General features: G+C 43.9%; 22 protein-coding genes and 1 pseudogene. 19 read left to right on the top strand and 4 right to left on the bottom strand.

Annotation, left to right across the window (positions count from 1 at the left end):
- Window positions 1-13: 13 nt before the first annotated feature.
- Window positions 14-2,155: a GH92 family glycosyl hydrolase gene (locus tag GPW69_RS09245; protein ID WP_074391639.1), complete on the bottom strand. Its 2,142-nt coding sequence runs from the start codon at window positions 2,153-2,155 to the stop codon at window positions 14-16.
- Between the two features lie 569 nt (window positions 2,156-2,724).
- Between GPW69_RS09245 and GPW69_RS09240 the strand changes: the two genes are divergently transcribed.
- The 12 genes from GPW69_RS09240 to GPW69_RS09185 all read left to right on the top strand — a co-directional run bounded on the left by GPW69_RS09240 (window position 2,725) and on the right by GPW69_RS09185 (window position 18,940).
- Window positions 2,725-4,011: a glycoside hydrolase family 125 protein gene (locus GPW69_RS09240; protein WP_044761615.1), complete on the top strand. Its 1,287-nt coding sequence runs from the start codon at window positions 2,725-2,727 to the stop codon at window positions 4,009-4,011.
- Window position 4,012: 1 nt separating this feature from the next.
- Window positions 4,013-6,685 (top strand): alpha-mannosidase, encoded by a 2,673-nt coding sequence (locus GPW69_RS09235; protein ID WP_074391640.1) that lies wholly within the window; start codon window positions 4,013-4,015, stop codon window positions 6,683-6,685.
- On the top strand, window positions 6,666-7,532 hold the full coding sequence (locus tag GPW69_RS09230) for an ROK family protein (RefSeq protein WP_074391641.1): 867 nt from the start codon (window positions 6,666-6,668) through the stop codon (window positions 7,530-7,532). The genes GPW69_RS09235 and GPW69_RS09230 overlap by 20 nt, the downstream gene beginning before the upstream one ends.
- 9 nt (window positions 7,533-7,541) lie before the next feature.
- Window positions 7,542-9,425 carry a beta-N-acetylhexosaminidase gene (locus GPW69_RS09225; protein ID WP_044681289.1) on the top strand — a complete coding sequence of 628 codons (1,884 nt, stop codon included), beginning with the start codon at window positions 7,542-7,544 and terminating at the stop codon, window positions 9,423-9,425.
- 201 nt (window positions 9,426-9,626) lie between these two features.
- The gene (locus GPW69_RS09220) at window positions 9,627-10,556 is read left to right on the top strand and encodes an ABC transporter permease (protein ID WP_012775341.1); all 930 of its coding nucleotides are present in this window, start codon (window positions 9,627-9,629) and stop codon (window positions 10,554-10,556) included.
- A 9-nt stretch (window positions 10,557-10,565) separates the two neighbouring features.
- Window positions 10,566-11,489, top strand: coding sequence for a carbohydrate ABC transporter permease (locus GPW69_RS09215; protein ID WP_012027800.1), 924 nt, complete (start codon window positions 10,566-10,568; stop codon window positions 11,487-11,489).
- A gap of 68 nt (window positions 11,490-11,557) precedes the next feature.
- Window positions 11,558-13,039, top strand: coding sequence for an ABC transporter substrate-binding protein (locus GPW69_RS09210; protein ID WP_024384126.1), 1,482 nt, complete (start codon window positions 11,558-11,560; stop codon window positions 13,037-13,039).
- A gap of 128 nt (window positions 13,040-13,167) precedes the next feature.
- On the top strand, window positions 13,168-13,773 hold the full coding sequence (locus tag GPW69_RS09205) for a DUF624 domain-containing protein (RefSeq protein WP_024384125.1): 606 nt from the start codon (window positions 13,168-13,170) through the stop codon (window positions 13,771-13,773).
- Window positions 13,770-15,419, top strand: a complete 1,650-nt coding sequence (locus tag GPW69_RS09200; protein ID WP_074391642.1) for a sensor histidine kinase — start codon at window positions 13,770-13,772, stop codon at window positions 15,417-15,419. Before GPW69_RS09205 ends, GPW69_RS09200 begins: the two co-directional genes overlap by 4 nt.
- Window positions 15,409-16,701, top strand: a complete 1,293-nt coding sequence (locus GPW69_RS09195) for a response regulator transcription factor (RefSeq protein WP_171841471.1) — start codon at window positions 15,409-15,411, stop codon at window positions 16,699-16,701. Before GPW69_RS09200 ends, GPW69_RS09195 begins: the two co-directional genes overlap by 11 nt.
- Before the next feature lie 12 nt (window positions 16,702-16,713).
- Window positions 16,714-17,574, top strand: coding sequence for a helix-turn-helix domain-containing protein (locus GPW69_RS09190; RefSeq protein ID WP_074391643.1), 861 nt, complete (start codon window positions 16,714-16,716; stop codon window positions 17,572-17,574).
- A gap of 235 nt (window positions 17,575-17,809) precedes the next feature.
- Window positions 17,810-18,940 (top strand): ABC transporter ATP-binding protein, encoded by a 1,131-nt coding sequence (locus GPW69_RS09185; protein WP_002938838.1) that lies wholly within the window; start codon window positions 17,810-17,812, stop codon window positions 18,938-18,940.
- A 214-nt stretch (window positions 18,941-19,154) separates the two neighbouring features.
- Here the strand turns inward: GPW69_RS09185 and GPW69_RS09180 are convergent, their stop codons facing one another.
- The 3 genes from GPW69_RS09180 to GPW69_RS09170 form a co-directional block, all read right to left on the bottom strand.
- Window positions 19,155-19,742 carry a cadmium resistance transporter gene (locus tag GPW69_RS09180; RefSeq protein ID WP_074391644.1) on the bottom strand — a complete coding sequence of 196 codons (588 nt, stop codon included), beginning with the start codon at window positions 19,740-19,742 and terminating at the stop codon, window positions 19,155-19,157.
- A gap of 88 nt (window positions 19,743-19,830) precedes the next feature.
- Window positions 19,831-20,811, bottom strand: a complete 981-nt coding sequence (locus tag GPW69_RS09175) for an aromatic acid exporter family protein (RefSeq protein WP_074391645.1) — start codon at window positions 20,809-20,811, stop codon at window positions 19,831-19,833.
- 70 nt (window positions 20,812-20,881) lie between these two features.
- On the bottom strand, window positions 20,882-21,271 hold the full coding sequence (locus tag GPW69_RS09170) for a DUF1761 domain-containing protein (protein ID WP_074391646.1): 390 nt from the start codon (window positions 21,269-21,271) through the stop codon (window positions 20,882-20,884).
- 135 nt (window positions 21,272-21,406) lie between these two features.
- Here GPW69_RS09170 and rlmB point away from each other — a divergent pair, with 135 nt between their 5' ends.
- The 7 genes and pseudogenes from rlmB to rpsI all read left to right on the top strand — a co-directional run bounded on the left by rlmB (window position 21,407) and on the right by rpsI (window position 25,381).
- A complete protein-coding gene (gene rlmB / locus GPW69_RS09165) occupies window positions 21,407-22,135 on the top strand; it encodes a 23S rRNA (guanosine(2251)-2'-O)-methyltransferase RlmB (protein ID WP_074391647.1) in 729 nt (242 codons plus the stop codon).
- The gene (locus GPW69_RS09160) at window positions 22,136-22,657 is read left to right on the top strand and encodes an NYN domain-containing protein (protein WP_074391648.1); all 522 of its coding nucleotides are present in this window, start codon (window positions 22,136-22,138) and stop codon (window positions 22,655-22,657) included. It begins immediately after the preceding gene.
- Window positions 22,654-23,508: pseudogene (locus GPW69_RS09155) on the top strand (DegV family protein); the annotation flags it as partial. The gene GPW69_RS09160 and the pseudogene GPW69_RS09155, both read left to right, overlap by 4 nt.
- Before the next feature lie 302 nt (window positions 23,509-23,810).
- The gene (locus tag GPW69_RS09150; protein WP_052502203.1) at window positions 23,811-24,011 is read left to right on the top strand and encodes a GNAT family N-acetyltransferase; all 201 of its coding nucleotides are present in this window, start codon (window positions 23,811-23,813) and stop codon (window positions 24,009-24,011) included.
- 12 nt (window positions 24,012-24,023) lie between these two features.
- A complete protein-coding gene (locus tag GPW69_RS09145; protein WP_105095933.1) occupies window positions 24,024-24,308 on the top strand; it encodes a hypothetical protein in 285 nt (94 codons plus the stop codon).
- 214 nt (window positions 24,309-24,522) lie between these two features.
- Complete coding sequence (gene rplM / locus GPW69_RS09140; RefSeq protein WP_002876943.1) at window positions 24,523-24,969, top strand: 50S ribosomal protein L13; 447 nt, start codon at window positions 24,523-24,525, stop codon at window positions 24,967-24,969.
- A gap of 19 nt (window positions 24,970-24,988) precedes the next feature.
- Window positions 24,989-25,381 (top strand): 30S ribosomal protein S9, encoded by a 393-nt coding sequence (rpsI, locus tag GPW69_RS09135; RefSeq protein ID WP_002942223.1) that lies wholly within the window; start codon window positions 24,989-24,991, stop codon window positions 25,379-25,381.
- Window positions 25,382-25,413 lie beyond the last annotated feature (32 nt).

Raw genomic sequence — 25,413 nt, 5'->3', positions numbered from 1 at the left:
ACTATTTATTGTTCTAAGAGTATGGCTCCTTACTTGGAAGTATAGATAGGTCAAATTCTAGGCAGTTTGATTTTATCAGTTGGTCATGCTTGATGGTTTGGATGACTTGTGTGTCTAATGAAACTTGCTTGACAAATTGGAAATTTGCATCGCTCTTTGGAGTAGAAATGGTCAGCTTGTGTTGATCTGCAAGTAGCAAGTCTACTTCCTTAAAATGCGGTAGTCCGATTTGGTAGTCAGCTTTTCCTGGACAGACAGGATAGAAGCCTAGACAGGAGAAAATGTACCAGGCTGAAAGGCTACCATTATCCTCGTCACCTGGATAGGCTTGAAAACCTGTCTTGAAAGCTGTTTGTCTGATTTTGTGAATGAGCAGACTAGTGTATTCTGGTTTGGTGGACCATTGGAAAAGATAAGGGATATGGAAGCTCGGTTGATTTGAAATAGCAAGCTGACCGAGATTGGCTTGTGCCATTTCAGACATTTCGTGGATTTCGTAGCCGTACTGTTCAGGTGAGAAAAAAGCTTCCTGATTGCACAGTTGGATGAGGTAGGTGGTAAAGGCTTCTTTTCCGCCCATCAATTCGATCAGTCCATCGATGTCATGAAAGACAGACAGGGTTGCTTGTAGGGCAGAACATTCGGCATAGTCTCTTCCCCAGCTTAGAGGGGAAAAATCTGCTCGGAATTGTTTCTGTCTATCCTTGGCACGCATGAGACCTGTTTGGCTATCGAATAACTGTCGGTAGCCCAGGCTCATTTGAGCGTACTGCTTAGCCAGTTGGTCCTGCTCCAGTTTTTCTGCTACTTGGCTGATAGCCCAATCACTGTAGGCATAATCAAGAGAATGGCTCACAGATTCGTTGAAATCAAGAGGGAGATAGTTTAACTGGCGGTAAATCTGACTACCATGGCGACCGTAGCGCTGATCCGCATCGGTCTTTTGACTGGTTTCTATCATGGCCTGGAGAAAATCTTCCATCAAATCAGGAACAAGTCCCTTGCAGGCCGCATCAGCAATGACTCCATCTACAAGAGTTCCTGGCATGATACCGCGTTCGTCTGGTGATAGCCATTTGGGTAAAAATCCAGTATCTCGATAGTGTTGGAGAATGCCGTGGAGAAACTCTTCCAAATAGTCTGGGTAGATAAGTGAAAGCAGGGGATAGGAGGAACGGAAGGTGTCCCAGTAGCCGTTGTTGGTGAAAAATTTGCCTAGTTTGGCCTGGTTGCTGATAGGGTCAAAATGAATGGCTTGTCCATCAGGACTAGGTTCGTAGAAAGTCTGTGGGTAAAGTAGGCAACGATAGAGGCAGTGGTAGAAGAAATTGATGTCTTCTGTTTTTTTGTCACGAATCTGAACACGGCCCAGTAGTTGGTTCCAGTTGCTTTCCGCCTGTTTTTGGGCTTGGGGGAAGTCAGGAACATCTTTCAATAGAAAGGCGGCCTGCTCAGGGCTGATAAAAGAGGTAGCCAAACGCCCCTTGATAGAAGTGCTTGAGAAGTTGATGCGAAGGTGCAAATCTTCTCCCACCACTTCCGTTTTAGCTATCTTGCGATCCTTGACCAGATGGTAACATTCTGTTATTTCCTCTTCAAATTCTAGGAGAGCATACATGCAGAAATCAGGGGATTGGCAGGCGCTGACCTGAAAAATCTGAATGAGCAATTGATGAGGATTGAGCAGTCGATAAATGGATTTTCCAGATGAATAGAAGACTATTCCGACAGGCTGGTTAGCAAAAGACGCTATCTCAAAACTGGATCCGTATCGGCTGGGAGCTAAACGGCTTATCAAGCGATAGCGGTTGGATTGTAATTGAAGAAGGTCAGGTCGGAAAACAGCCTGATCCAGTTGGTAGCTAGATTGACGGTGAAAGAGGCTATCTCGGCTTAATTCGCCTGTGACAGGCGTCAATAGGAGGGAGGAAAAATCTCCCAACCAAGGACTGGGTTGATGGGTCAAGCGAATGCCTTGATAGACAGGTTCATAGGGATTGAACCACCAGTTTCCAGTCTGGTCGCTGGTCTGGGGAGCAAAATAATTCATGCCGAAAGGGGCACCTGTCAATGGCAGGGTATTTCCGTTTGAAAAGGCATGTGAGTTATAAGTACCATAGCGGGTGTCAATGGTTGAAACGATGGAGGTATGCATAGGTTATCCTTTTCTTTTTTATTTTATCGTCATTTAGTTGACTTTTATTACTTAGACATAAGAGGAAACTCCGTTTCCTTATTTCCAACTTCAAACACTCCACTGGAGTGTTTGAACTCGCCTTGCCTGATTGAAACAGTCTGGGGGATACGAATAGTCCGGTGGACTATTCGTACCTGAGCCTGAAAACAAAAAAGCGAAGTACATCAGCTGGTCACCTAGAAACAAGAAAAGCATTGAGTTATGTCTGCGGCTTTTGAAGCGAACTTGGTTCGCACTATCTCCAGCCTTCAAAGGTTTCCCAAACCTTTGAAGCGAGTATTAAAAGTAAACTAAAAGACGATATTGATAACAAGTAGTGTCATTCTAATTATATAGAGAAAGGGAGCAAAAAGAAAGCGGTTTCTAAAACTGGCAATATTTGTGTAAAAATGCGTTTAATTTGTGTATAGGATTTGCATTTGGAATTGTATAGACTGATACTAGGAACCTTGTGTCCAATGAAAATGATATGGACTTGCCAGATAGAGGTTGGAAGAAGTCTGAGCAAAGGATGAAAAGGAGAAATCATGTTTTATACAAAAGAAATCATAGAGAAGTGGCTAACGGACATTCAGAAGAAAACAGCAGATCACCCAAGTTGGGGGAGTGTATTTGAAAGGTGTTACACGGATACGCTTGATAGGACCATTAGTCAGCTGGAGGATGGGACTACTTTTGTCTTAACAGGGGACATTCCAGCCATGTGGTTGAGGGACTCGACAGCCCAGGTCAAACCCTATCTAGCCCTAGCAGGCAAGGATGAGACATTGCGCCAGATGATTGTAGGTCTGGTAGAGCGGCAAATGGCCTTTATTTTGATGGATCCTTATGCCAATGCCTTTAATCAGGCAGCCAATGGACATGGGCACCAGACTGACCACACTCAGATGGGACCCTGGATTTGGGAGCGAAAATATGAAGTGGATTCCCTCTGCTATCCCCTTCAATTAGCCTATCTACTTTGGAAAGCGACAGGGGAAACCAGCCATTTTAACCAGACCTTCTTTGGGGCAGCTGAAAAAATTGTTCAACTCTGGAAATTGGAGCAGCACCATGAAAACTCCCCTTATAGCTTTGAACGGGACACTGACCGGCTAGAGGATACCCTCACGCACCAAGGGAAAGGGGCTCCCTGCGCCTATACAGGGATGACTTGGTCTGGTTTTCGTCCAAGCGATGATGCCTGTATCTACCCTTACCTCATCCCCTCAAATATGTTTGCGGTCGTCGTCTTGGGCTATTTAGGGGAAATAGCAGAGCAGTTTGCCAGTGAGGAGTTCTCAGATTTAGCTGAAGGTGCCAGACAGTTGGCGCAGGAAATTGACCAGGGGATTCGGACCTTCGGGCTGACCAAGAATCAGGCGGGAGAAACTATTTTTGCCTATGAAGTGGACGGATTGGGCAATCAGTCGATCATGGATGATCCCAATGTCCCTAGCTTGTTGGCGGCTCCCTATCTAGGATATTGTTCCAAAGATGATCCTATCTATTTGGCAACCCGTCGGACTATTTTAAGTCAAGAAAATCCCTATTACTATGAGGGAGACTATGCTGCGGGTCTTGGTTCCAGTCATACCTTCTATCGCTATATTTGGCCGATTGCCTTGGCTATTCAAGGATTGACGACGGATGACAAGGAAGAAAAAGCGCGCTTATTGGATACCATGGTGGCCTGTGATGGCGGTACAGGACTGATGCATGAGAGTTTCCATGTGGATGATCCGACGCTTTACTCTAGGGAGTGGTTCTCCTGGGCAAATATGATGTTTTGCGAATTGGTTTTAGATTATTATGATATACGACCGGAGGAATAAAATGGGAAAAGAAACGGTTCATATTATTTCACATAGCCACTGGGATAGGGAGTGGTATCTTCCTTTGGAAGAACATCGGATGCGCTTAGTAGAGCTATTTGATGACTTATTTGACTTATTTGAAACAGATCCTGAGTTTCGGAGTTTTCATCTAGATGGTCAGACCATTGTTCTAGATGACTATCTGGAAATTCGTCCGCAGAATCGAGAATTATTGAAGAAATACATTCAAGACAGTCGGCTGATTATTGGACCCTTTTACATCTTGCAGGATGATTACCTCATCACCAGCGAGGCCAATATGCGCAATACCCTTCTGGGCCACTTGGAAAGCAAGAAGTGGGGACAGGCTCCGAAGATTGGCTACTATCCAGATACTTTTGGCAATATGGGGCAGGCTCCTCAGCTACTGCGTCAGGCTGGTATAGATGTGGCCTTGTTTGGTCGTGGGGTTAAACCAGTTGGCTTTGATAATCAGGTTCTGGGAGATGACCAATTCCAGTCCACTTTCTCGGAGATGATTTGGGAGGGGGCAGATGGCAGTCAGGTTCTGGGAATTTTATTTGCTAACTGGTACAGCAATGGCAATGAAATCCCAGTTGATGAGGAGGACGCGCGTGTTTTCTGGGAGAAAAAATTTGCAGATGTCCGCAAATACGCTTCAACCTCCCACTATCTGCTGATGAATGGCTGTGATCACCAGCCTGTCCAGAAAAATCTCAGCCAAGCTTTGCGACTGGCTCGAACATTGTATCCAGATATAGACTTTGTTCATTCAAGCTTTGAAGAATACATAGCTGCTGTCAAGGAAGAGTTACCCGAGGACCTTAGCCGCGTCAAGGGAGAATTGACTAGCCAGGAAACAGATGGCTGGTACACCTTGGCAAATACGGCCTCTTCGAGAATCTATCTCAAGCAGGCCAATGACCAAGCCAGTCAGCTTTTGGAACAAGTTGTAGAACCCTTGGTGGTGATGACAGGAGATAAGGTGCCGAGAGATGAGTTGCGCTATGCCTGGAAACTCTTGTTGCAGAATGCCCCCCATGATAGCATCTGTGGTTGTAGCGTAGACCAGGTGCATAGTGAGATGGAAACTCGCTTTAAGAAGGTCAAGCAAGTCGCTCATTTCCTGAGCCAGCGCTCCCTAGACAGGTGGGAAAAGCAGGTGGATTCTAGCCAATTAGACGGCTTACTATTTACGGTTTTCAATACTACAGCCTGCCGACAAACCCAGCTAGTGGAGGTTGATTTGCTTGTTGAACAGGAAGATTTCCGAGATGGGCAGTTAGAACAACATTTCCAATCCATGGCAGCTATTTCTCTGCCAGCCTTGGGTCTCTTTACCAGTCAAGGCCAAGAGCTGGAAGCAACCATTGAAGATCTAGGTGTCAACTTCCGCTACGATTTACCAAAAGATGCTTTTCGCTCTGCCAATTTTGCCCGCCAGATTCGTGTCCGCTTTGTAGTGGAAAATCAGGCACCATTTTCATGGCAGACCTATCAAGTCAAGCCGATTGGTGACACTAGGGTGAATAGCCGTTTAAGTGAACAGTTTGAGAATGATTACTACCGTATTGACGTGGTGGATGGTCAGCTCTTACTAGAAGACAAGAGAAGGGGTCAAGCCTATAAAGACTGGCTACGGTTTGAAGATTGTGGAGATTTGGGTAATGAATACATCTTTATGGCGCCTAAGAATGATCAACCAATCGATGGTCAGATAGAGGACTTCGGTCTTGTCTACCAAACAGAAGCAGTCAGCATTGCCAAGGTCATTCATCGTTTGCAACTGCCTATAGCTATGGAAACAAGTCTGGAAGATGAACAGAAGCGCCTGATAGAATTTAAACATCGAACCTCTCAAAGGAGTCAGGAAAAGAAAGACCTGCTCCTTACCACCTATCTGACCCTCTACCGCCATCAACCACACATTCGCATCCAGACCAATTTCCACAACCAAATCAAGGACCATCGCTTACGAGCTGTCTTTGATATTGGTATAGAAGCTGAGAACCACTTGGCGGATTCTATCTTTGAAGTCGTTGAACGTCCAAATCAGCCTCATCCAGCTTGGGAAAATCCGTCCAATCCTCAACGTCATCGTAGTTTTATTTGTCTATCAGATGGTCGACAAGCCATGACCGTTTCGAGTAAGGGCCTACATGAGTATGAAATCCTAGACAGGGGCAAGATAGCTTTGACACTACTTCGTGCGACTGGAGAGTTGGGAGATTGGGGCTACTTCCCAACACCAGAAGCCCAGTGTTTGAGGGAATGTCAGTTGGATTATGCTCTTGAAATTTGCTCGGTAGAGGAAGGTTTTGCCAGCTTCCAAAGAGCTCAAGCCTTCCAAGGACACCTGCTAACCAAACAAGTAACCAGCCATAGTGGACACTTGCCTTGCAATCATCAGTTTTTGAATCATCCAGCACTGGAAGAGGATTGCTTATGTGTGACTTCTTTGAAGGTGGCAGAAACTTCGGACCGCATCCTGCTCCGTTATTACAATATGAGCCAGGAGCAGTTAGCAGGCTGGAGCGAGTGGACTGAAGGGGTTGATTTGCTAGAAGAACCACTAGAGGTTTTGCCGGTTAGGATTGAACCTCAGGCAATCCGAACAGAGGTCGTTGGCTATCTTGAAAAGGAGAAAGAATATGGTAGTAGCTTGTTTTGATATTGGAGGTACGGGCATAAAGGCGGCCCTGATTGGTTCAGATAAGCAGATCAACCATCGACAGGAATGGCCAACACCGGCCAGTTTAGCAGAATTATTGGCGCTTATGGACAGTGTTATTCAGCCGGTAGGCGGCTTGGAGGCCATTTCCCTCAGTATACCTGGAGCGGTAGACCTTGAAACAGGTATTATCCAGGGGCTGAGTGCGGTTCCTTATATCCATGGTGTATCTTGGTATGACTTATTAAGTCAGTATGGCTGTCCTGTTTATTTGGAAAATGATGCCAATTGTGTCGGTCTGAGTGAATTGGCTGTTGATGACCAGTTATCGACCTTTGCCTGTGTCGTCTGTGGGACAGGTATCGGTGGTGCCTTGATTGTGGATAGAAAACTCATTCGAGGGAGACAAGGTTTCGGTGGCGAATTTGGCTATATGCTGATTGCTACTGGAAAGGGACCTCTAAAAAACTGGTCCCAACTGGCTTCTACTGGAAGTTTGGTCAGACAGGTTGCTAGTCAGTATGAGGAAGCTGTGGAAGATTGGAACGGGAAGCGGATTTTTGAACTAGCAGAACAGGGAGATGAGGTATGTCAATTAGCCATTGAAGAAATGACACGCAATCTGGCCTATGGCATTTTAAATATCTCCTATTTCCTGGAACCAGAAGTGCTGGCTATCGGCGGCTCTATCAGCCAGAATCCAGTCTTTATCCAAGTCATTCAGGAGCAACTAGAGGCTATACAAAAGGAATATCCAGAAGAATTTCCTTATCTACCTGCTATTCGTGCCTGTCACTATCAGCAGGATGCCAATCTCATGGGTGCTTATATGAAGACCCTACAATAAGGAGAAATGATGATGTTACAAATAAACCATTCGTTACAACAGTCGGAGGGGGGCTTGGAAGAGATTTGTTCTGGGCTGGGTTTGGATTGCCAGTTAGAACTTGAAGTCGATGGCAAGGAGAGTTTGCGGATTGAAGGTTCAGCAGGTTCTTACCGTATCCGTGCGCCCAAAGAACACATGATTTATAGAGGCTTGCTTGTTTTGGCCAGTCAGTTGGCTCAGGGCGAGACTGATATACAGATCCAGGAAAGACCTGCCTACCGTCAACTCGGTTTTATGGAAGATTGTTCTCGAAATGCTGTCCTGACGGTTGAAGCCAGTAAGATCTTGATTAGACAACTGGCCTTGATGGGCTACAGCCATTTCCAACTTTATATGGAAGATACCTACCAACTGCGTGAGGAACCCTATTTTGGCTATTTCCGAGGGGCCTATACAAGAGAAGAATTGCAGGCTATTGAGGAGGAGTGCCACCGTTACGGTATGGAATTTATTCCCTGTATCCAGACCTTGGCCCATCTGATTGCCTACCTCAAGTGGAATATATCATCTATTCAGGCCATTCGAGATGTGGACAATATTCTCTTGATTGGGGATGAGAGGACCTATGCCTTGATTGATAAGATGTTTGAGGCCTTGTCCTATCTGAAAACACGAACCATTAACATCGGTATGGATGAGGCTCACTTGGTTGGGCTGGGGCAATACCTCAATCAGCATGGCTATCAGAAACGAAGTCTGATTATGTGTCAACACTTGGAACGGGTCTTGGATATTGCTGACAAGTATGGTTTCCATTGTAGTATGTGGAGTGATATGTTCTTCCAGTTGTTGACAGCGAGTAAGGATTATACTGGTCAGTTGGAAATTGACTCGGAAATTCAGGCTTACTTGGATCGTCTCAAGGACAGAGTGACCTTGATTTATTGGGATTACTATCAGACCAGTCGTGAGAGTTATGCTCAAAAACTAGTAAGTCATCAGCAGTTGGGAGAACAGATTGCTTTTGCTGGTGGGGCTTGGAAGTGGATTGGTTTTACTCCTGATAATGATTTCAGTATGCGGATTGCACCAGAAGCCCATGCTGCCTGCCAAGAATATGGTGTCCAAGAAGTGACGGTGACCGCTTGGGGAGATAATGGTGGGGAATGTGCCACCTTCTCGATCTTGCCGAGTCTTCATGCTTGGGCAGAACTCCAGTACCGAGGAAATTTGGACTGTCTGGCTGAGCATTTCTATCAACTACACCAAGTTTCCCTAGATGACTTCCTGCAACTGGATTTACCAAATAAGACACCTAGCCACCCAGGTCCAGGTCATCACGGTTTCAACCCTAGTCGCTACATCTTGTATCAGGATATTCTCTGCCCCTTGTTGCAAGAGCATATTGATGCCGAAAAAGATAGTGCCTTTTATCAAGAATTAGCGCCTAGATTGGCAGAGATTGGAAGCCGATCCAAGGGCTATGCCTATCTCTTTGATACTCAGGCTAAGTTGTGTCAGGTTTTGGCGACCAAGGCGGCAATTTCGGCAGGTATTCGTCAGGCCTACCAGGAAGGAAATCGTCAGGTCTTGGCAGAGCAAGTTGACGGTTTGCAGCAGCTTAGGATAGACCTAGAAAGCTTCTATCAGGCGCTCAGCTACCAATGGATGGTAGAGAAGAAGGTGTTTGGTCTGGATACGGTGGACATTCGCCTAGGGGGCTTGGATGCCCGCATTCGCCGAGCAATCCAGCGGTTGCAAGCCTATCTGAACAATGAAGTGCCTAAACTAGATGAACTAGAAGTGGCTATTCTCCCTTACGATGACTTCCATCAGGACAAGGGTTTTCGTGCGACAACTGCCAACCAATGGCAGATTATTGCGACGGCTTCAACCATCTACACAACCTAGTGATATTCGAGCTCGAAAGGGCTCGATTTTTTATGCAAATGTTGATTAGCAACCCAGATTTTCTTTGTTTTTTACAGAAGATATATCGGTTGTTATATACACCTATAATTTGTAGAATTTTGCCTATAATGTGGCAATTCACAGTTGGCCCAATCAGGAGTAAACTAATAATGTAAAGGTTCATAATAGAAAGGAGCTATGATGAAAGACCTCATAAAAAATCTAAAACAAAATGCCATTTTTTTCCTAATGGTATTGCCAGGAGTCATCTGGCTCATTCTATTTTTCTATATTCCAGTATTTGGCAATGTGATTGCTTTTAAGGACTATCGCCATACAGGTAACGGTTTTTGGGATAGCCTCATACAAAGTAAGTGGATAGGATTGGATAATTTTAAATTTCTATTTCAGTCATCCGATGCCTATATCATCACAAGAAATACCATCTTATATAATCTTGGTTTTATCGTGTTAGGGCTAATATTTGCAGTAGGTATTGCCATTATCTTTAGTGAGATGCGGTCGAAGAAGCTGGTAAAGATCTACCAGACCACAACCTTGTTCCCTTATTTCCTTTCTTGGGTCATTATCAGTTTCTTCGTTTACGCATTTTTGAGTCCAGATAAAGGATTGATAAACAATATTCTCAAAGGAATGGGGATGGATCCTATCAACTGGTACAGCACACCGACCTATTGGCCCTTCATCTTGCTTTTCTTAGGAATTTGGAAAGGTTTGGGCTACAACAGTATTATTTATTATGCAACCATTATGGGCATTGATCCAACCTATTATGAAGCTGCGATTGTGGATGGAGCGACCAAGTGGCAACGCATCCGCTATGTCACCCTTCCTCAGTTAATGCCTCTGATGACTATTTTAACGATTCTGGCTGTCGGAAATATTTTCCGAGCAGACTTTGGCCTTTTCTATCAAATTCCGAAAAATTCAGGTCCTCTCTTCAATGTGACTCAAGTCCTTGATACCTATGTTTATCGTGGAATTGCAGGAACAGGGGACATCGGTATGGCTATCGCGGCAGGCCTCTATCAATCTGTTGTCGGCTGTATCTTGGTGGTAGTGACCAACCTGATTGTTCGTCGCTTTGATAAGGAATCAGCCTTATTCTAGGAGGGGAGTATGAAAAAAAAGAAACAAATCACTTCTGTTTCTATTCATTCATTTAGTAAGAAAACAGATCTATTTTTCTCAAGTTTACTAGGGATATTTGCCCTATCCTGTACCCTTCCCTTCATATTTGTTATCATCATTTCTATGACAGATGAGACAAGCTTGGCTATCAACGGCTATTCTTTCTGGCCAGAGCAATGGAGTTTGGCAGGTTATGAATATCTCTTTCAATTGAAAGATCAGATTCTCCAAGCCCTCTTTATCACCTTCTTTGTGACCATTGTAGGGACGAGTTTGAATGTCTTCTTCACCGTTCTTTACGCCTATGCCATTTCGAGAAACAGTTTCAGATACAGACGATTTTTTACCCTGATGGCTCTCTTTACCATGCTGTTTAGCGCAGGGACCATTCCAACCTATATCGTCATGACCTCGTTTTTAAATCTCAAAGATACAGTGGCAGCCTTGATTCTACCCATGCTGCTGTCTCCTTTCAATATCATGGTGATGAGGTCCTTCTTTAGAAAGACTATTTCTGAGTCTATTATCGAATCCGCCAGGATTGACGGGGCCAGTGAATTTCGGATTTTCTTCCAAATCTGCTTGCCACTAACCCTACCAGGTATCGCAACCATCGCTCTCTTTACAGCCCTTGCTTTTTGGAATGACTGGTACAACGCTCTCCTCTATATCCAGAGCGATAACCTTTTCCCCCTCCAATACCTGCTGATGAAAATTCAAGCAAACATTCAATATCTCTCTGAAAATGCTGCCGCGGCAGCGGCTATGTCATCAGAAGTTGCAGGGGCCCTTCCAAAAGAAGCAACACGTATGGCTATTGTGGTCGTATCGACTCTACCAATTGCCTGTCTCTATCCTTTCTTCCAACGTTACTTTGTCAAAGGTTTGACAATTGGCGGAGTCAAGGAGTAGAGACATCACTCTAGCTTAACAATCGTATTCCATACTTCATTATCTAAAAAATAGAAAGGAACAGCCAAATGAAAACATGGAAAAAATTTGCCTACTCCTGCGTGACACTTGCGTCCGCAGCTGCCCTTGCCGCTTGTGGTAGTCTGACTGGAAATAAGACCGCATCAAGTAGCGCTACAACAGAAGATGGATTGACAAACATCCTCATGTATCAAATCGGAGACGCACCGAAAAACATTGATGTTCTTTTGGAAAATGCCAATAAGATTATCGAAAAAGAAGCAGGTGCCCATCTAGACATCAAGTATATCTCATGGGGTGACTATAAGGATAAAATGGCCATTATTACCTCATCTGGTGAGGAATATGATATTGCCTTTGCAGACAACTATATTATCAATGCGCAAAAAGGAGCTTATGCTGATTTAACAGAACTTTACAAGAAAGAAGGCAAGGCTCTCTATGACATTATTGACCCTGCCTACATCAAAGGAAATACCATCGACGGAAAAATCTACGCAGTCCCTGTCATCGGTAACGTAGCTAGTCAACAGATGCTTTCCTTCAACCAAGACATGGTTGATAAGTATGGTTTTGACATTTCCAAAGTAGATAGCTACGATGATGTGGAAAGCATGTTGGCAACCATCAAAGAAAAAGAAGCAGATGTGACACCATTTGCCTGGGTAAAATCTAGCAAACCATCAACAGACGGTTTGGAATATCCAGCTGGAAATGAGTTACCATTTGCTATCGACTTGAAAGGCGACACTACAAAAGTGGTAAACCCATTTGAAGTGGACCGTCACATGAATAACCTTCGTACCATTCACAAATACTATAAGGCTGGCTACATTATGGCAGATGCAGCGACTACTGATGCAACCTTCTCACTTGATGTAGCAAACTGGTTCGTTCGTGAAGAAACACAAGGACCAGCTGACTTTGGTGATAGCCTCCTTTCAACAGTTGCAGGCTATAAGATTACTTCTAAACCAATCACATCTGCCTATAAGACAAGCGGCTCTACCCAAGTAGCAAACTTTGTCATTTCAAAAACATCTAAGAACAAAGAAAAAGCTATGGAAGTATTGACTCTTATCAATACAAATCCAGAATTGCTGAACGGCTTGGTATTTGGTCCAGAGGGAGTCAACTGGGAAAAAGACCCAAGTGCTGAAAATCGTATTAAGTTGTTGGATGGTTACAAAGGCGATACTCGTATGTCAGCTTGGAACACAGGTAACAGCCAAATTCTGTACATCACTGACAAGGTAACAGATGAAGATGTGAAAAAAGCAGAAGAATTGCTGGCAGGTGCAGAAGAGTCTCCACTTCTTGGCTTCAACTTCAATGCTGATGCAGTTAAGACTGAAATTACAAGTATCCAAAATATCATGAGCCAATATGCAGCAAGTATCAATACTGGTACTGTGGATCCTGATGTTGCTGTTCCAGAAATGCTGAAAAAATTGGAAGCAGAAGAATCCTACAAAAAAGTAAAAGAAGAAATGCAAAAACAATACGATGCGTTTTTAGCAAATAAATAATTCGATACAGGTGATGAAGTGTGAAAAGAGGTTGGGTTCAACATCCAACCTTTTTGCATTTGTTTTATGTTAATATATACAAAAAGCACCGATTTTTGATAAAATAGATAAAAAAGGAGGAATATACAATGTTAGGGTGGTTAGACAGGCTTTTTACTCTTCTTTTCTTCCTCATGAAATTGAGTGCCATCTATTTGGTTCTTCTATTGCTAGGAGGCGTATTGCTGGGCATTTCACCAGCAAATGGAACGATACTTTACCTCTACGATAACTATCATATGGATGCATCTAAGTACAATTTTCGAGAGGCGTTTGGCTATTTTAAAGAGCATTTTATTCGGCTTAACCTTGGCCTCGGTCTTGTCCTCGTATTGATTGGTCTTTTATTTAGCGGCATTTGGCTCCTGATTCAATTGCCCCAGACCTGGTGGATGCCAGCAGTTCTTATTACAAATGCTTTTGGTCTTTTCTATGTTTTTGCGCTCTATGCTCTCTTTTTAAAACTTCAAGTACATTTTGAATTTAGTCTAAAAACAGGCTTACAGTTGGCAGCTGTCTCGCTTTTTCTTGATTGGAAAGCCCTGGTCAAATTTTTGTTAGGCAGTCTCGTCTGTGGGTTCATGCTATTCAAGCTTCCCTTGATTTTATTCTTCTTCCTACCGGTCCTATGGCTCTTATTTCTCTATGATGCCTTTGATCCAGTGTACAAGCAAGTTGACAAGGATTACTTATGAAAAAAGTTTTAATTCATACTCTTTTGAAAAGTTATTCTTTATTAGTGATTGGGATTGTCATTTTCTTTGCCAGTATTCTTTCCTACATCAGTTGGTATCAGTATGACACCAATCGTATCCGCATTCAACAGGAAGTAGCAGATGGTCTAAAAGAGGAGTTGGATTATTATCAAGGACGGGTTGGGAATTATCTAGCAGACTACATTACGGACAAGGATCGTCTAGACAGTCTTTATCACTATTTTCAATTATCTCCTTCTCAGTACCAGGTCTGGTTACTGAGTCACCCTCACCTGATGGTCAAACGGATTTCCTTGCAGGATTCTGTTCGCACTCTCTATCTCTATTATCCCTTCGTAGAAGGAGTCGATATTGCTCCGATGGATGCAAATACTGTCTTTGTTTCTACCTCTGACTTAAAGTCTGGTAAAAAGGTCACGGCCGAAAATTACAAGGCTCCGCAACATAGTATCTCGATGACCTTATTTTCTCCGTCGACAACAGAAGGTATTGCGACCATCTATGTCACCATCGATGCGGATTTGCTCGAACAATATATTCAACGTAAGACGGATCTCCCCATGACCGTTAGAGTTCAAGATTCTCTGGATCGGGAATTTTATAGTCTGAGACCAGATGTTGCCTCGCCTCCGCTCTCCTATCGAATGAGTGGGGATTTGCAAATTGCAGTTGGGGTTGACCAGCAGCATGCTATTGAAAAAGTTGGCAGCCTAGTCGGAATCATTTTTCTAGGAAGTAGTTGCCTCGTTGCTCTTTTACTACTGGTCCTGAGAAGGGTGTTTAAACGATATGAAGTTCAAGTACTGGACATTGTTGATACCATGCAACAGATTCGTGGCGAAGACAGGCATCTTCGTCTACAGACGGATAATAAAGAGCAGGAAATGTATCTTATTTCATCAGAAATCAATCAGATGCTGGATGCTATGGACCAGAGTATTCAAGACATATATCGCTTGCAGTTAGCTCAGAAAGATGCCAATATGCGAGCCTTACAAGCCCAGATTAACCCCCATTTTCTCTACAATACCTTGGAATTTTTCCGTATGTATGCGGTCAGCAAGCAGATGGATGAGCTAGGGGATATGATTTATGAATTTTCAAGCTTGCTTCGCAGTAGTGTGACACAGGCAAAAATGACAACGGTGGCAGAAGAACTTTCATTTTGCGAAAAACATAGCTACATTTGTCAAATCCGATATCCTCGTTCCATTGCCTATGCCTATCAAATGGATCCTGGGTGCGAAAGGGTTGAAATTCCTCGTTTTGTAATCCAGCCTTTGGTAGAAAATTATTTTGTTCATGGAGTAGACCTCAAACGAAAAGACAATGCGCTTAGTGTCAAAGCTCTCAAGCATGGACAGGATATGGAAATTCTCATCAGAGATAATGGTAAGGGAATGGACGCAGAAACCCTAGAAGCCTACAAACAGCTCTTGGCAAGTCGAGAACTGTCGCAAGAAAATCGGTCACAATCAATCGGATTACGAAACGTTCACGAGCGGTTACTTCTCTATTTTGGAGACCGTTACCAGATAGAATTAGATTCTAAAGAAGGGGAAGGGGTGACCTATTCAATCTTATTTGAAGGTATCTTCCCCCGAGGAGATGAGCATGATGCATAAGATGTTAGTAGTTGATGACGAATATATGATTTTGGAAGGGATGAAGCATCTTCTCCCTTATCATGAATACAATGTCGAGATTGTTTATACGGCAGAGAACGCCGAAGAAGCGCTGGATTATTTTTCACAGCATACTGTGGACCTTGTCCTAACCGATGTCAGCATGCCAGATATGACAGGCCTAGAAATGGTTCGACGAATGAAAGAACAATCGCCTGATACCCACATTATCATCATGTCAGGCTTTCAAGAATTCGAATATGCCCGTAAAGCTATCTCCCTCGGGGCAATGGATTACCTCCTTAAGCCCATCAATAAACAAGAACTGGCTAAGCTGCTCCAACAGCTACCAACGTTGAAGAAAGAGACAGATAGGGAATATACCAGGGGATTCTTGGCAGGAACCCTGACAGCGAGTGAGTTATTAAGTCACTCCCAGAAAACATGGTTTGCCGCTAGAGAGACTCCAAACCCAATGGGCTACTGTCGTGAAAAAAATATTTTGCATCAAGTCTACTATTTTCAGTTGACAGAAAGTCGACTAGAGGGTAGTCTATATACAGAAGAAGTTACCCCGACGATGACCATACGGCAGTTGATTGATAAGGTAGAGAGGCGCTTATTTTATAGGCAACTATCAGAAGATTTAACGGCTACTACCACAGAACTCTATAAAGATATGGAACCGCTTCTACGTGCAGGAAAATTGGCAAAAATCGTTGATGTTTTACCACATTTGGCTGATAAATTGCGAGAAACCACTCCGGCAGTCTACCTAACAAAACAATTTTTTAATCAGATGATGTCGGATGTGTTTTACTATTTTAATGAAGAAGACCATCAGCGCTTGGAAGATTTCTATGTAAAGGTAGAAGCAAGTCGAGATCTACATCAACTAATGGAGTATTTTTGTCATTATCTGAAAAAATTTTCCGAGAGTTCCACTTACAGTCCTCATGTACAGGAAGTTGTTACGATTGTTCGTGAACGCTTTGCAGAGGAACTGTCTTTGAAAGATATGAGTGCCCATCTCTACCTAAATACGGTTTACCTAGGTCAACTTATCAAAAAAGAGACTGGGCATACTTTTGCAGAATTGCTCAATCATCAGCGAATCAAGGTAGCACAGCAGCTTCTTTTGAACAGTCAGTTGGGAATCGAAGAAATTTGTTTTCAAGTTGGTTACACGAATGTGGGCTACTTCTATAAGATTTTTAAACGCATTTGTGGGGAATCTCCCAAAAATTACCGACAGAAAATCGGTCAATTACAGACAGAATGAGATGGAGGCGAGATGAGCAAAAGGGAAGAATTGCAGCACCTATTTCCAAAAGGAAGGCTTGTATTTGAAGAGGCAGAAAACGGAGCAAGTATCCAGTTGCCTCTGGCTGATCATACTTGGTTTTCCATCGAACGCAAGGATTTGACAGATCGAGAAATCGAACTGATTGACTTGCTGATGAATGACTTGAGCGCAGAACAAGGTCATCCTTGGGGACGCTATTTCCAAGGGGGAGGTCCTCTTCCGCAAAACTTGGAAAAGCTACAGGTTATTCATGCTCATGTAGGCCATGTATCCGATGAAGATGGAAAGGTAGCCTGGCTTGATATGATGGCCAAACTCCTCCCCAATCTCCAAGGCTACTATACAGGCAATGGACAGGATTACCTGTTCATTCTACATCAGGCACCTCTTTTTGATGTCAAAGAAATACTGCGTGATACCCTTGCTACCATGGAGTTCGATTTTGGTCTGAGAATTACATTGTTTTTAGGTCAAATCTGGCCAGCCAAATTGGTACACTCTTGGCCACAATTAATCGAAGCTGAACAATCCCTTTTTCACCATTGGCGAAGCAGCCACCATCAATCACGGTTGCTTACCTTCGGTCAGCTCTATCTTTGGGCAGGTCAACTTCACCCCGTTTTGAGAGAAGGACTTGCTAGTTTGATTGCCCACCAGCAGCTAGAAAAGGAAATTGTAGCTCTTTGGCAAGAAGGTGCGGTCATAACCAAGGCAGCCCAGTCTCTCTATATCCATCGAAATACGTTGCAGTATCGCTTGGACAAATGGTTTGATTGGACGGGATTACAGCTCAAGGAATTGACGGATTTGGCAGTTTGCTACATGGTTATCATGGATTTAAGTATCTAATAGGAGCTAATGATGAGAAAAGCATTGTAGCCTTTGAGAATGCCGCCCATCGCTTCGTCCCTTTTTTACTGAAAATCCCAAAGGGCCCATCGAATTTTTGAAAAGTCAACTATTTCAGTAACACAGTCTTTTGTGCAACTTGTACAAAAGATTGTGTTCTTTTTGTTCACCTTGACCTAGAAAAATAAAACGCTTTCATTTACAATAAAACTATCAAAGAAAGTGAGGCTTGAACATGGTTCAACTTAATTTAAAAAATATTTATAAAAAATATCCAAATAGCGAGCATTATTCCGTTGAAAACTTTAATCTAGATATTAAAGATAAAGAGTTTATTGTTTTCGTAGGTCCTTCAGGATGCGGTAAATCAACTACTCTTCGTATGATTGCTGGATTGGAAGATATTACAGAAGGTGAAGCTTACATCGACGGTGTGTTGATGAATGATGTGGCACCAAAAGACCGTGATATTGCCATGGTATTCCAGAACTATGCCCTTTACCCACACATGACTGTATTTGACAACATGGCTTTCGGTTTGAAATTGCGTAAATACAGCAAGGATGAAATCAAAAAACGTGTGGAAGAAGCAGCACAAATTCTTGGCTTGACAGAATTCTTGCAACGTAAACCTGCTGACCTTTCTGGTGGTCAACGCCAACGTGTTGCCATGGGTCGTGCCATTGTCCGTGATGCAAAAGTATTCTTGATGGATGAGCCTTTGTCAAACTTGGATGCCAAATTGCGTGTATCCATGCGTACAGAGATTGCTAAAATCCACCGTCGTATTGGTGCAACAACGATCTACGTAACGCATGACCAAACAGAAGCCATGACCTTGGCTGACCGTATTGTTATTATGTCTGCGACTAAGAATGAAGCAGGTACAGGTACAATCGGTCGTATCGAACAAATTGGTAGCCCAGAAGAGCTTTACAATAAACCTGTAAACAAATTTGTTGCCAGCTTCATCGGTAGTCCTGCAATGAACTTCTTTACAGTGACTCTTCAAGAGGGTGTGCTTGTTGGAGATGGTTTCAAAGTAGATCTTCCAGAAGGTCGTCGCAAGCACTTGGAAGAAAAAGGTTACAACGGTAAATCATTTACATTGGGTATCCGTCCAGAAGACATTAAAGCTTCACAATTGGAGTTGGACACTTATCCATCTTCTATCGTGGAAGCAGAAGTTGTCGTTTCAGAGCTTCTTGGTGCGGAAACCATGCTATACTCTAAAGTAGGAAATACAGAATTTGTATCTCGTGTAGATGCGCGTGATTACCACAATCCAGGAGACAAGGTGCGCTTGACCTTCAACCTCAACAAAGCTCATTTCTTTGATGATGAAACAGATCAAGCCATTGTTTAATCTTTTATAATTTGTTCATAAAACACCTGACCGTCAGATGAAAATCTGGCGGTTTTTGGCTAGGGAAGGTGTCCTCCAAGGAGGAATTTATCATTGCAGTCGCAGGGAATACGGTCATGATGGGTATATCTTTCGTGCATTTGCATAACCAAGTATTGGATGAATTTCATGGGAAAATAGAAGAACCGTCGGTTTAAACTGACGGTTCTTTTTCTTATGTTAGTAATTGCAGTAGGTAGGTCATTGTTCCGAATTCGAATAAAATGTAGATTCCTAATATGATAAAAATGGTTGGAAGAATCATTTTTTCATATTTTTCTATGAATTCAGAAATGCTATGGAGACTCCCAAATTTTTCTGCTAGGTAGCAAATGGCGACTGTCTCTAGCAAGATCAGGCCAGCAGTTAAGAACGTTTCTAAGGTACTTAAAGTTGTAAAATAGGGTGTGAATATTCCTAAATTATCTACTCCCGATGCTAATGAAATAAAAATTATAGATAGTAGTCCGATTTTGCTATCAGGAATCTCTGTCTCTGCTTCGTTTTCAAAAAGGATTCTAACCCCTAGTAGAATAGGGACGAAGCCGAGCAGACCAAGGATCCAGTCAGCTAGAAAAACATTGGCAACTTGGCTAAGGGTCGAACTTAAGAGAATGAGTATAAAACTAGCAAGTAGTTGTCCAAGATAGATTGTGCGTCTTTCACCTGGTTTTTTTGCCTGTGAAAATAAAAGGAATAAAATTAGGAAATAATCGATACTTGTTGAAATACCGAGAATCAGTGCATAAGTAATAATAGTCATGGTCCCTCCGTATAATATAGTAGTCATAGATATTTATTTACAGAGGCACATCAATTTTGAAAGATAGAAGTAAAAATTGCGATTCATTTTAATTTCCTTTTTCACTACCCTCATCTTCATCTTTATAAACCTCATAAAATTCAACCTTGAGGCGAATAAAGGCTTCCATATCGTGTAGGAGTTGGAAGAGGGTGGCACGGGTTTCAAATTCTTCTCGGGTTTGTGGCAGTGGTCGCTCGCGGAAGGTGGCATGGAAGAGTTCGATGTCTAGGAGCAGTTCCTTGGCGGAGTTTTCTCGGCTCAGTTGCTGGGCTGCTCGCTCGAAGAGGCTGGACAGGATGACATTTTCTCTGCCTTCCAGTAAACACTTGTTGATATTTCCTGCCATGGTCCGCAGGATTTTGTTTTGTGCAGCTCGCATTTCAAAGTAATGGACCTGGTAGTTGGTCTGTTGGAAGAGCTGGTTGTGGCGGTCTAGATAGACGACTTTGAGGGCCTCGTCCAAGGTCTTATCCAGCTGCGTAATCAATGCTGCCTCGTTTCGTCCGTCGCCGTTGAGCAGAAAGGCTTCAAAGCGGAGGAGAATCTGCTTGAGCAGGTCTTCGACTTGGTCGTGGTAGGCCTCGATTTTCTTTTCTTGCGAGGGCATATAGAGGTTAAACAAGAGTGCCAGTCCTGCCCCAATCAGAAAAAGCGCCAGCTCATTTCCCAAAAAAATCAGCGAAATATCCTGCTCTAGCAAGAGGTGGGTGACGAGGACGGTCGAGGGGGCGATGCCAGCCTCCCAGTTGAATCTGTAGGCTAGAGGGACGTAGAGTGCCAGGTAAATGCCTAGGGTCCAGATGCCAAAGCCAAAGAGGGCGAAGGTCAGGACGGCTATGGTCAGGGCCAGGAGGGTGGAAAAGAGGCGGTTGCGGGCCATTTTGAAGCTGGACTTGCGGGTGTCGAGGACGCTGAGAATGGCGATGATGCCAGCTGCCGTCGCATAGGACAAACCCAGGGCGGTCGCTAGGTAAATGGCCAGAACGGTGGCAAATATCAGTTTAATCGTTCGGAGGGAGAGGGACATGGGGGCTCCTTTAGTCTTAGTCTTCCTTTTATTGTACCATAAAACCCTCCTAAGGTTAGGAGGGTTGACTTTATGCAAACAAGGCAATGATTCCGACTACCAAATAGCAGACCAGTTTGTAGTTTTCGTTGATGAGGATGAGTTTAAGAGGGCGTTGCTCAAAGACATAGTTCTTCAATGAAGCAAGGACTGCAATCACACCCATGCCGCCAGCTGCGTGGAGTGGTGAAACATCAAGGGTCTTGATGAAGAAAATCGCCACAACAGCAGTCAGTACTTCAATCGCCAAGGCAATCATCATTTCCTTCTGGCCATTTTTCCCAGCCTGACTGTCAGCTTCTACCTTGGCCATGTCAATGCCAGAGGCTTCAATCCAAGCATCACGGAAAATCAAACCATACCATAAACCACCAATAGCAAAGGGAATCAGCCCTGCCACAATTCCCAAAATAAGTGTCATACATTCTCCTTTTTGTGTCCGTTTGTACGGACAAATGATAGATAACAGAATACCATGGTTTGGTAAGGAGGTCAAGTTTTTCAGCTGTGATATAGTGAGTGCCTATTTTCAGTCAACCTATGCTATAATACTCTTATGGAACAAAATGATATCGTATATGGCGTACATGCTGTAGTGGAGAGTTTGGAGGCCAACACCGGCAACAAACTCTACATTCAGGATGATTTGCGCGGAAAAAATGTAGAAAAAATCAAGGCATTGGCGGCAGAGAAGAAGGTGTCGATTTCTTGGACGCCGAAAAAGACCCTGTCTGACATGACAGAAGGCGCCGTCCACCAAGGCTTTGTCCTGCGGGTCTCCGAGTTTGCCTATGCAGACCTTTCGGTAATTCTAGAAAAAGCAGAGCAGGAAGAAAATCCTCTCATTCTCATCTTGGACGGGCTGACAGACCCCCACAACTTGGGCTCGATTTTACGGACCGCAGATGCGACTCAGGTAGCAGGCATCATCATTCCCAAGCACCGAGCAGTTGGCGTGACGCCTGTTGTGGCTAAGACCTCCACAGGTGCGGTGGCCCATGTCCCAATCGCCCGAGTAACCAATCTTAGCCAAACCCTCGACAAGCTCAAGGAGGCTGGTTTCTGGGTATTTGGTACCGATATGAACGGAACCCCAAGCCACAAGTGGAATACGGCTGGCAAACTAGCTCTTATTATTGGTAACGAAGGCAAGGGCATCTCCAGTAATATCAAAAAGCAGGTGGATGAGATGATTACCATTCCTATGAAGGGCCATGTCCAATCTCTCAACGCCAGCGTAGCAGCAGCTGTGCTGATGTATGAGGTATTTCGGAAGAAAATCTAAATGAAAGAAAAAGTTCTCATTGTAGATGGCTACAACATGATTGCCTTTTGGCAGGCCACCAAGCAAGATTTTAAAAAGGGAGACTTGGATGCGGCCAGAACGACCTTACTTCGCACCTTGTCTCACTACGCAGCCTTTGAACAGATTGAGGTGATTTGTGTCTTTGATGCCCATCATGTGCCAGGTCTTCGCCAGCAGTATGACGAATACAAGGTATCGGTCATTTTTACAGAGGAGGAAGAGACGGCAGATAGCTACATCGAACGACTCAGTGCCCAGCTCAATAGTGACCGACGCAAGCAGGTTTTCGTCGCAACCAGCGATCTCAACGAACAATGGGTGGTCTTTTCACAAGGGGCCTTACGGGTTTCGGCGCGTGAGTTGGAGGAAAGAACCAGGGTCATCAAAAAGGACTTGGACAAGTTTGTGGATCAGGTAGAGCTCTACACCCCACGGCTCAATCCCTGGTCAGATGGGAATTTTCAAGCCTTAAGAGAAATGATGGAGGAAATGAAAGAGTGACATTTACAATCGTAACCGATTCGACATCGGATTTGCCAATCAGCTGGTTCCAAGAAAACGATGTGACCGTGCTTGGTTTGACCATTAACCTAGACGGAGTGACTTATAAAACAGTCGGTGAAAACCGCTTGACCTCAGCAGATTTGCTGGAGAAAATGGCTTCTGGCAGTCAACCTACGACCAGTCAGGTCAATGTTGGTCAGTTTGAAGAAGTTTTTGAGGCAGCAGCCAAGGAAGGTCAAGAGGTGCTTTATCTTGCTTTCTCAGCAGCTCTTTCAGGGACCTACCAGAGTGCAGTCATTGCACGAGATATGGTTATGGATCAATATCCAGAAGCAGTTATCACCATCGTTGATACAAAGGCAGCGACCATTGGAGAAGGCTACTTGGTCATGAAGGCCGTTGAGGCGCGTGCTGAGGGTAAGACTTTGGCGGAAACTAAGGCAATCGTAGAAGATTTGGTGCCGCGCTTACGGACCTACCTCTTGGTCGATGACCTTAACCACCTGGTGCGTGGTGGTCGCTTATCGAAAACAGCAGGCCTTATTGGTGGCTTAGTGAATATCAAACCTCTGCTTTCGCTAGATGTAGAAGGGAAACTTGTGCCTATTGCTAAAATCCGTGGTCGCAAAAAAGGAATCAGAGAAATGCTGAACCTGACCTTGGACAACTTGGATCATTCTACAGTCATGGTTGCTTATACGGGTGATATTGAGGTGGCAGAGGGCGTCAAATCTAGTTTATTGGAAGACGACCGTGTTTCTGATGTTCTATTGACAGAATTAGGACCAGTTATTGCCACTCATACAGGGACAGGAGTCCTAGCTATTTTATCAATTGGAAATGAGAGCCTAGATTCTAAGGGATATTTCTTGCAAAGATGTATTCCTTTTTGTGTGATGACGACTTATGTAGAATAGGATAATCAAAAGGAGATAAGATGTCACTAATCATCAGAAAAGAAGAAGAAAAGGATCATCGGGCGGTTGAAGAGCCAACACGGGAGGCTTTTTGGAATGTCTTTCGTCCGTCAGTTTATCTTTTATTACATCGTTAACTCGTTTTGCCGTACTCCAGTACTGTCTGCAACTCGTTGCCTTGTACTAAAAGTAAACTGAAGGACTATTATCTGAGTGCGACGGAGCATCTGATTGTGCATCAGTTACGGGAGCAAAAACACGTCATAAAAGACCTCAATCTTGTGGCGGAAGCCGACGGTCAGCTGGTGGGGCATATCCTCTATGTCGCGTCGGAGATCACGGCAGACGGCGCTCGCCTGCCCAGTCTGACCTTTGGTCCCTTTAGCATCTCGCCAGACCAGCAAGGTCGTGGTTACGGTCAGGCACTTTTGTAGTATTCGCTGGCTTTGGCGGAAAATAGCGGAGCAGTCTTGGTGGCCATTACAGGCTCTCCTGATTACTACAGTCGATTTGGTTTTGTCAAGGGGAAGGAGGTCGGCGTTCGTTATCAGGCGGACCCAGAAGCTGATTATTTCTTGGTCAAGTTGTTCCGACCAGAAGTTCTGGAAGGCCGGGACTGGTGGTTTACAGATCCGCCGGGTTACACGGTGGATGAATTGGTCTTGGAAGAATTTGATAAGACCTTCCCTTATAAAGAGAAGCTGGTCTTACCTGGACAGCTAGGTCAGTAGGAAAAGTAAACCTGATAAGGCTTTCATTCTCAGCAGCTCTGCTATCTTTCAAAAAATAAAAAAAGTAAGGTAAAATAGCTTGACGGAGACTAGTAGATTTGATAAAATGGTAGACGGTATTGTTTACCCCATTTGAAAGGCCCCGGAACCTTCCAAATACCCGCGGACCGGAACATCCGCCCAGTAAACAAAAACGATTCGTATAGGAGAAATCATGAACAAAACAACATTTATGGCTAAACCAGGCCAAGTTGAACGTAAATGGTATGTAGTAGACGCTACTGATGTACCTCTTGGACGCCTTTCAGCAGTAGTTGCTAGCGTTCTTCGCGGTAAAAACAAACCAACTTTCACACCTCACACTGATACTGGTGACTTCGTTATCGTTATCAACGCTGAGAAAGTGAAATTGACTGGTAAAAAAGCAACTGATAAAATCTACTACACTCACTCAAACCACCCAGGCGGATTGAAATCAATCTCAGCTGGTGAATTGCGTTCTAAAAACGCTGTTCGTTTGATTGAAAAATCAGTTAAAGGTATGCTTCCACACAACACACTTGGTCGTGCACAAGGCATGAAATTGAAAGTGTTTGTAGGTGCTGAGCACACTCACGCTGCACAACAACCAGAAGTACTTGATATTTCAGGTCTTATCTAAGGGAAAGGACGTAATCTAAATGGCACAAGCACAATACACAGGTACTGGTCGTCGTAAAAACGCGGTTGCACGCGTACGTTTGGTCCCAGGTACTGGTAAAATCACAGTAAACAAAAAAGATGTAGAAGAGTACATCCCACACGCTGACCTTCGTTTGGTTATCAACCAACCATTCGCAGTAACTTCAACACAAGGTTCATACGACGTTTTCGTTAACGTGAACGGTGGTGGTTACGGTGGTCAATCAGGTGCGATCCGTCACGGTATCGCGCGTGCATTGCTTCAAGTAGACCCAGACTTCCGCGATTCATTGAAACGCGCAGGCCTTCTTACACGTGACGCTCGTATGGTTGAACGTAAGAAACCAGGTCTTAAGAAAGCACGTAAAGCTTCACAATTCTCAAAACGTTAAGAACCAGCTACAATGCTGCATTTACAACACTT

The sequence above is a fragment of the Streptococcus suis genome, from assembly GCF_902702775.1.
Lineage (GTDB): Bacteria > Bacillota > Bacilli > Lactobacillales > Streptococcaceae > Streptococcus > Streptococcus hashimotonensis.
Note: the sequence above shows the minus strand (reverse complement) of the source record. Positions and strands in the feature narration are given on the sequence as shown.

What these genes read in the sequence shown, in the direction of transcription:
- GPW69_RS09210 (WP_024384126.1), top strand. Translation starts at nt 11,558, where the DNA reads ATGAAAACATGGAAAAAATTTGCCTACTCCTGCGTGACACTTGCGTCC.
- GPW69_RS09225 (WP_044681289.1), top strand. Translation starts at nt 7,542, where the DNA reads ATGATGTTACAAATAAACCATTCGTTACAACAGTCGGAGGGGGGCTTG.
- GPW69_RS09205 (WP_024384125.1), top strand. Translation starts at nt 13,168, where the DNA reads ATGTTAGGGTGGTTAGACAGGCTTTTTACTCTTCTTTTCTTCCTCATG.
- GPW69_RS09170 (WP_074391646.1), bottom strand. Translation starts at nt 21,271, where the DNA reads ATGACACTTATTTTGGGAATTGTGGCAGGGCTGATTCCCTTTGCTATT.
- rpsI (WP_002942223.1), top strand. Translation starts at nt 24,989, where the DNA reads ATGGCACAAGCACAATACACAGGTACTGGTCGTCGTAAAAACGCGGTT.
- GPW69_RS09235 (WP_074391640.1), top strand. Translation starts at nt 4,013, where the DNA reads ATGGGAAAAGAAACGGTTCATATTATTTCACATAGCCACTGGGATAGG.
- GPW69_RS09230 (WP_074391641.1), top strand. Translation starts at nt 6,666, where the DNA reads ATGGTAGTAGCTTGTTTTGATATTGGAGGTACGGGCATAAAGGCGGCC.
- GPW69_RS09215 (WP_012027800.1), top strand. Translation starts at nt 10,566, where the DNA reads ATGAAAAAAAAGAAACAAATCACTTCTGTTTCTATTCATTCATTTAGT.
- GPW69_RS09220 (WP_012775341.1), top strand. Translation starts at nt 9,627, where the DNA reads ATGAAAGACCTCATAAAAAATCTAAAACAAAATGCCATTTTTTTCCTA.
- rlmB (WP_074391647.1), top strand. Translation starts at nt 21,407, where the DNA reads ATGGAACAAAATGATATCGTATATGGCGTACATGCTGTAGTGGAGAGT.
- GPW69_RS09185 (WP_002938838.1), top strand. Translation starts at nt 17,810, where the DNA reads ATGGTTCAACTTAATTTAAAAAATATTTATAAAAAATATCCAAATAGC.
- rplM (WP_002876943.1), top strand. Translation starts at nt 24,523, where the DNA reads ATGAACAAAACAACATTTATGGCTAAACCAGGCCAAGTTGAACGTAAA.
- GPW69_RS09245 (WP_074391639.1), bottom strand. Translation starts at nt 2,155, where the DNA reads ATGCATACCTCCATCGTTTCAACCATTGACACCCGCTATGGTACTTAT.
- GPW69_RS09175 (WP_074391645.1), bottom strand. Translation starts at nt 20,811, where the DNA reads ATGTCCCTCTCCCTCCGAACGATTAAACTGATATTTGCCACCGTTCTG.
- GPW69_RS09195 (WP_171841471.1), top strand. Translation starts at nt 15,409, where the DNA reads ATGATGCATAAGATGTTAGTAGTTGATGACGAATATATGATTTTGGAA.
- GPW69_RS09200 (WP_074391642.1), top strand. Translation starts at nt 13,770, where the DNA reads ATGAAAAAAGTTTTAATTCATACTCTTTTGAAAAGTTATTCTTTATTA.
- GPW69_RS09190 (WP_074391643.1), top strand. Translation starts at nt 16,714, where the DNA reads ATGAGCAAAAGGGAAGAATTGCAGCACCTATTTCCAAAAGGAAGGCTT.
- GPW69_RS09160 (WP_074391648.1), top strand. Translation starts at nt 22,136, where the DNA reads ATGAAAGAAAAAGTTCTCATTGTAGATGGCTACAACATGATTGCCTTT.
- GPW69_RS09180 (WP_074391644.1), bottom strand. Translation starts at nt 19,742, where the DNA reads ATGACTATTATTACTTATGCACTGATTCTCGGTATTTCAACAAGTATC.
- GPW69_RS09240 (WP_044761615.1), top strand. Translation starts at nt 2,725, where the DNA reads ATGTTTTATACAAAAGAAATCATAGAGAAGTGGCTAACGGACATTCAG.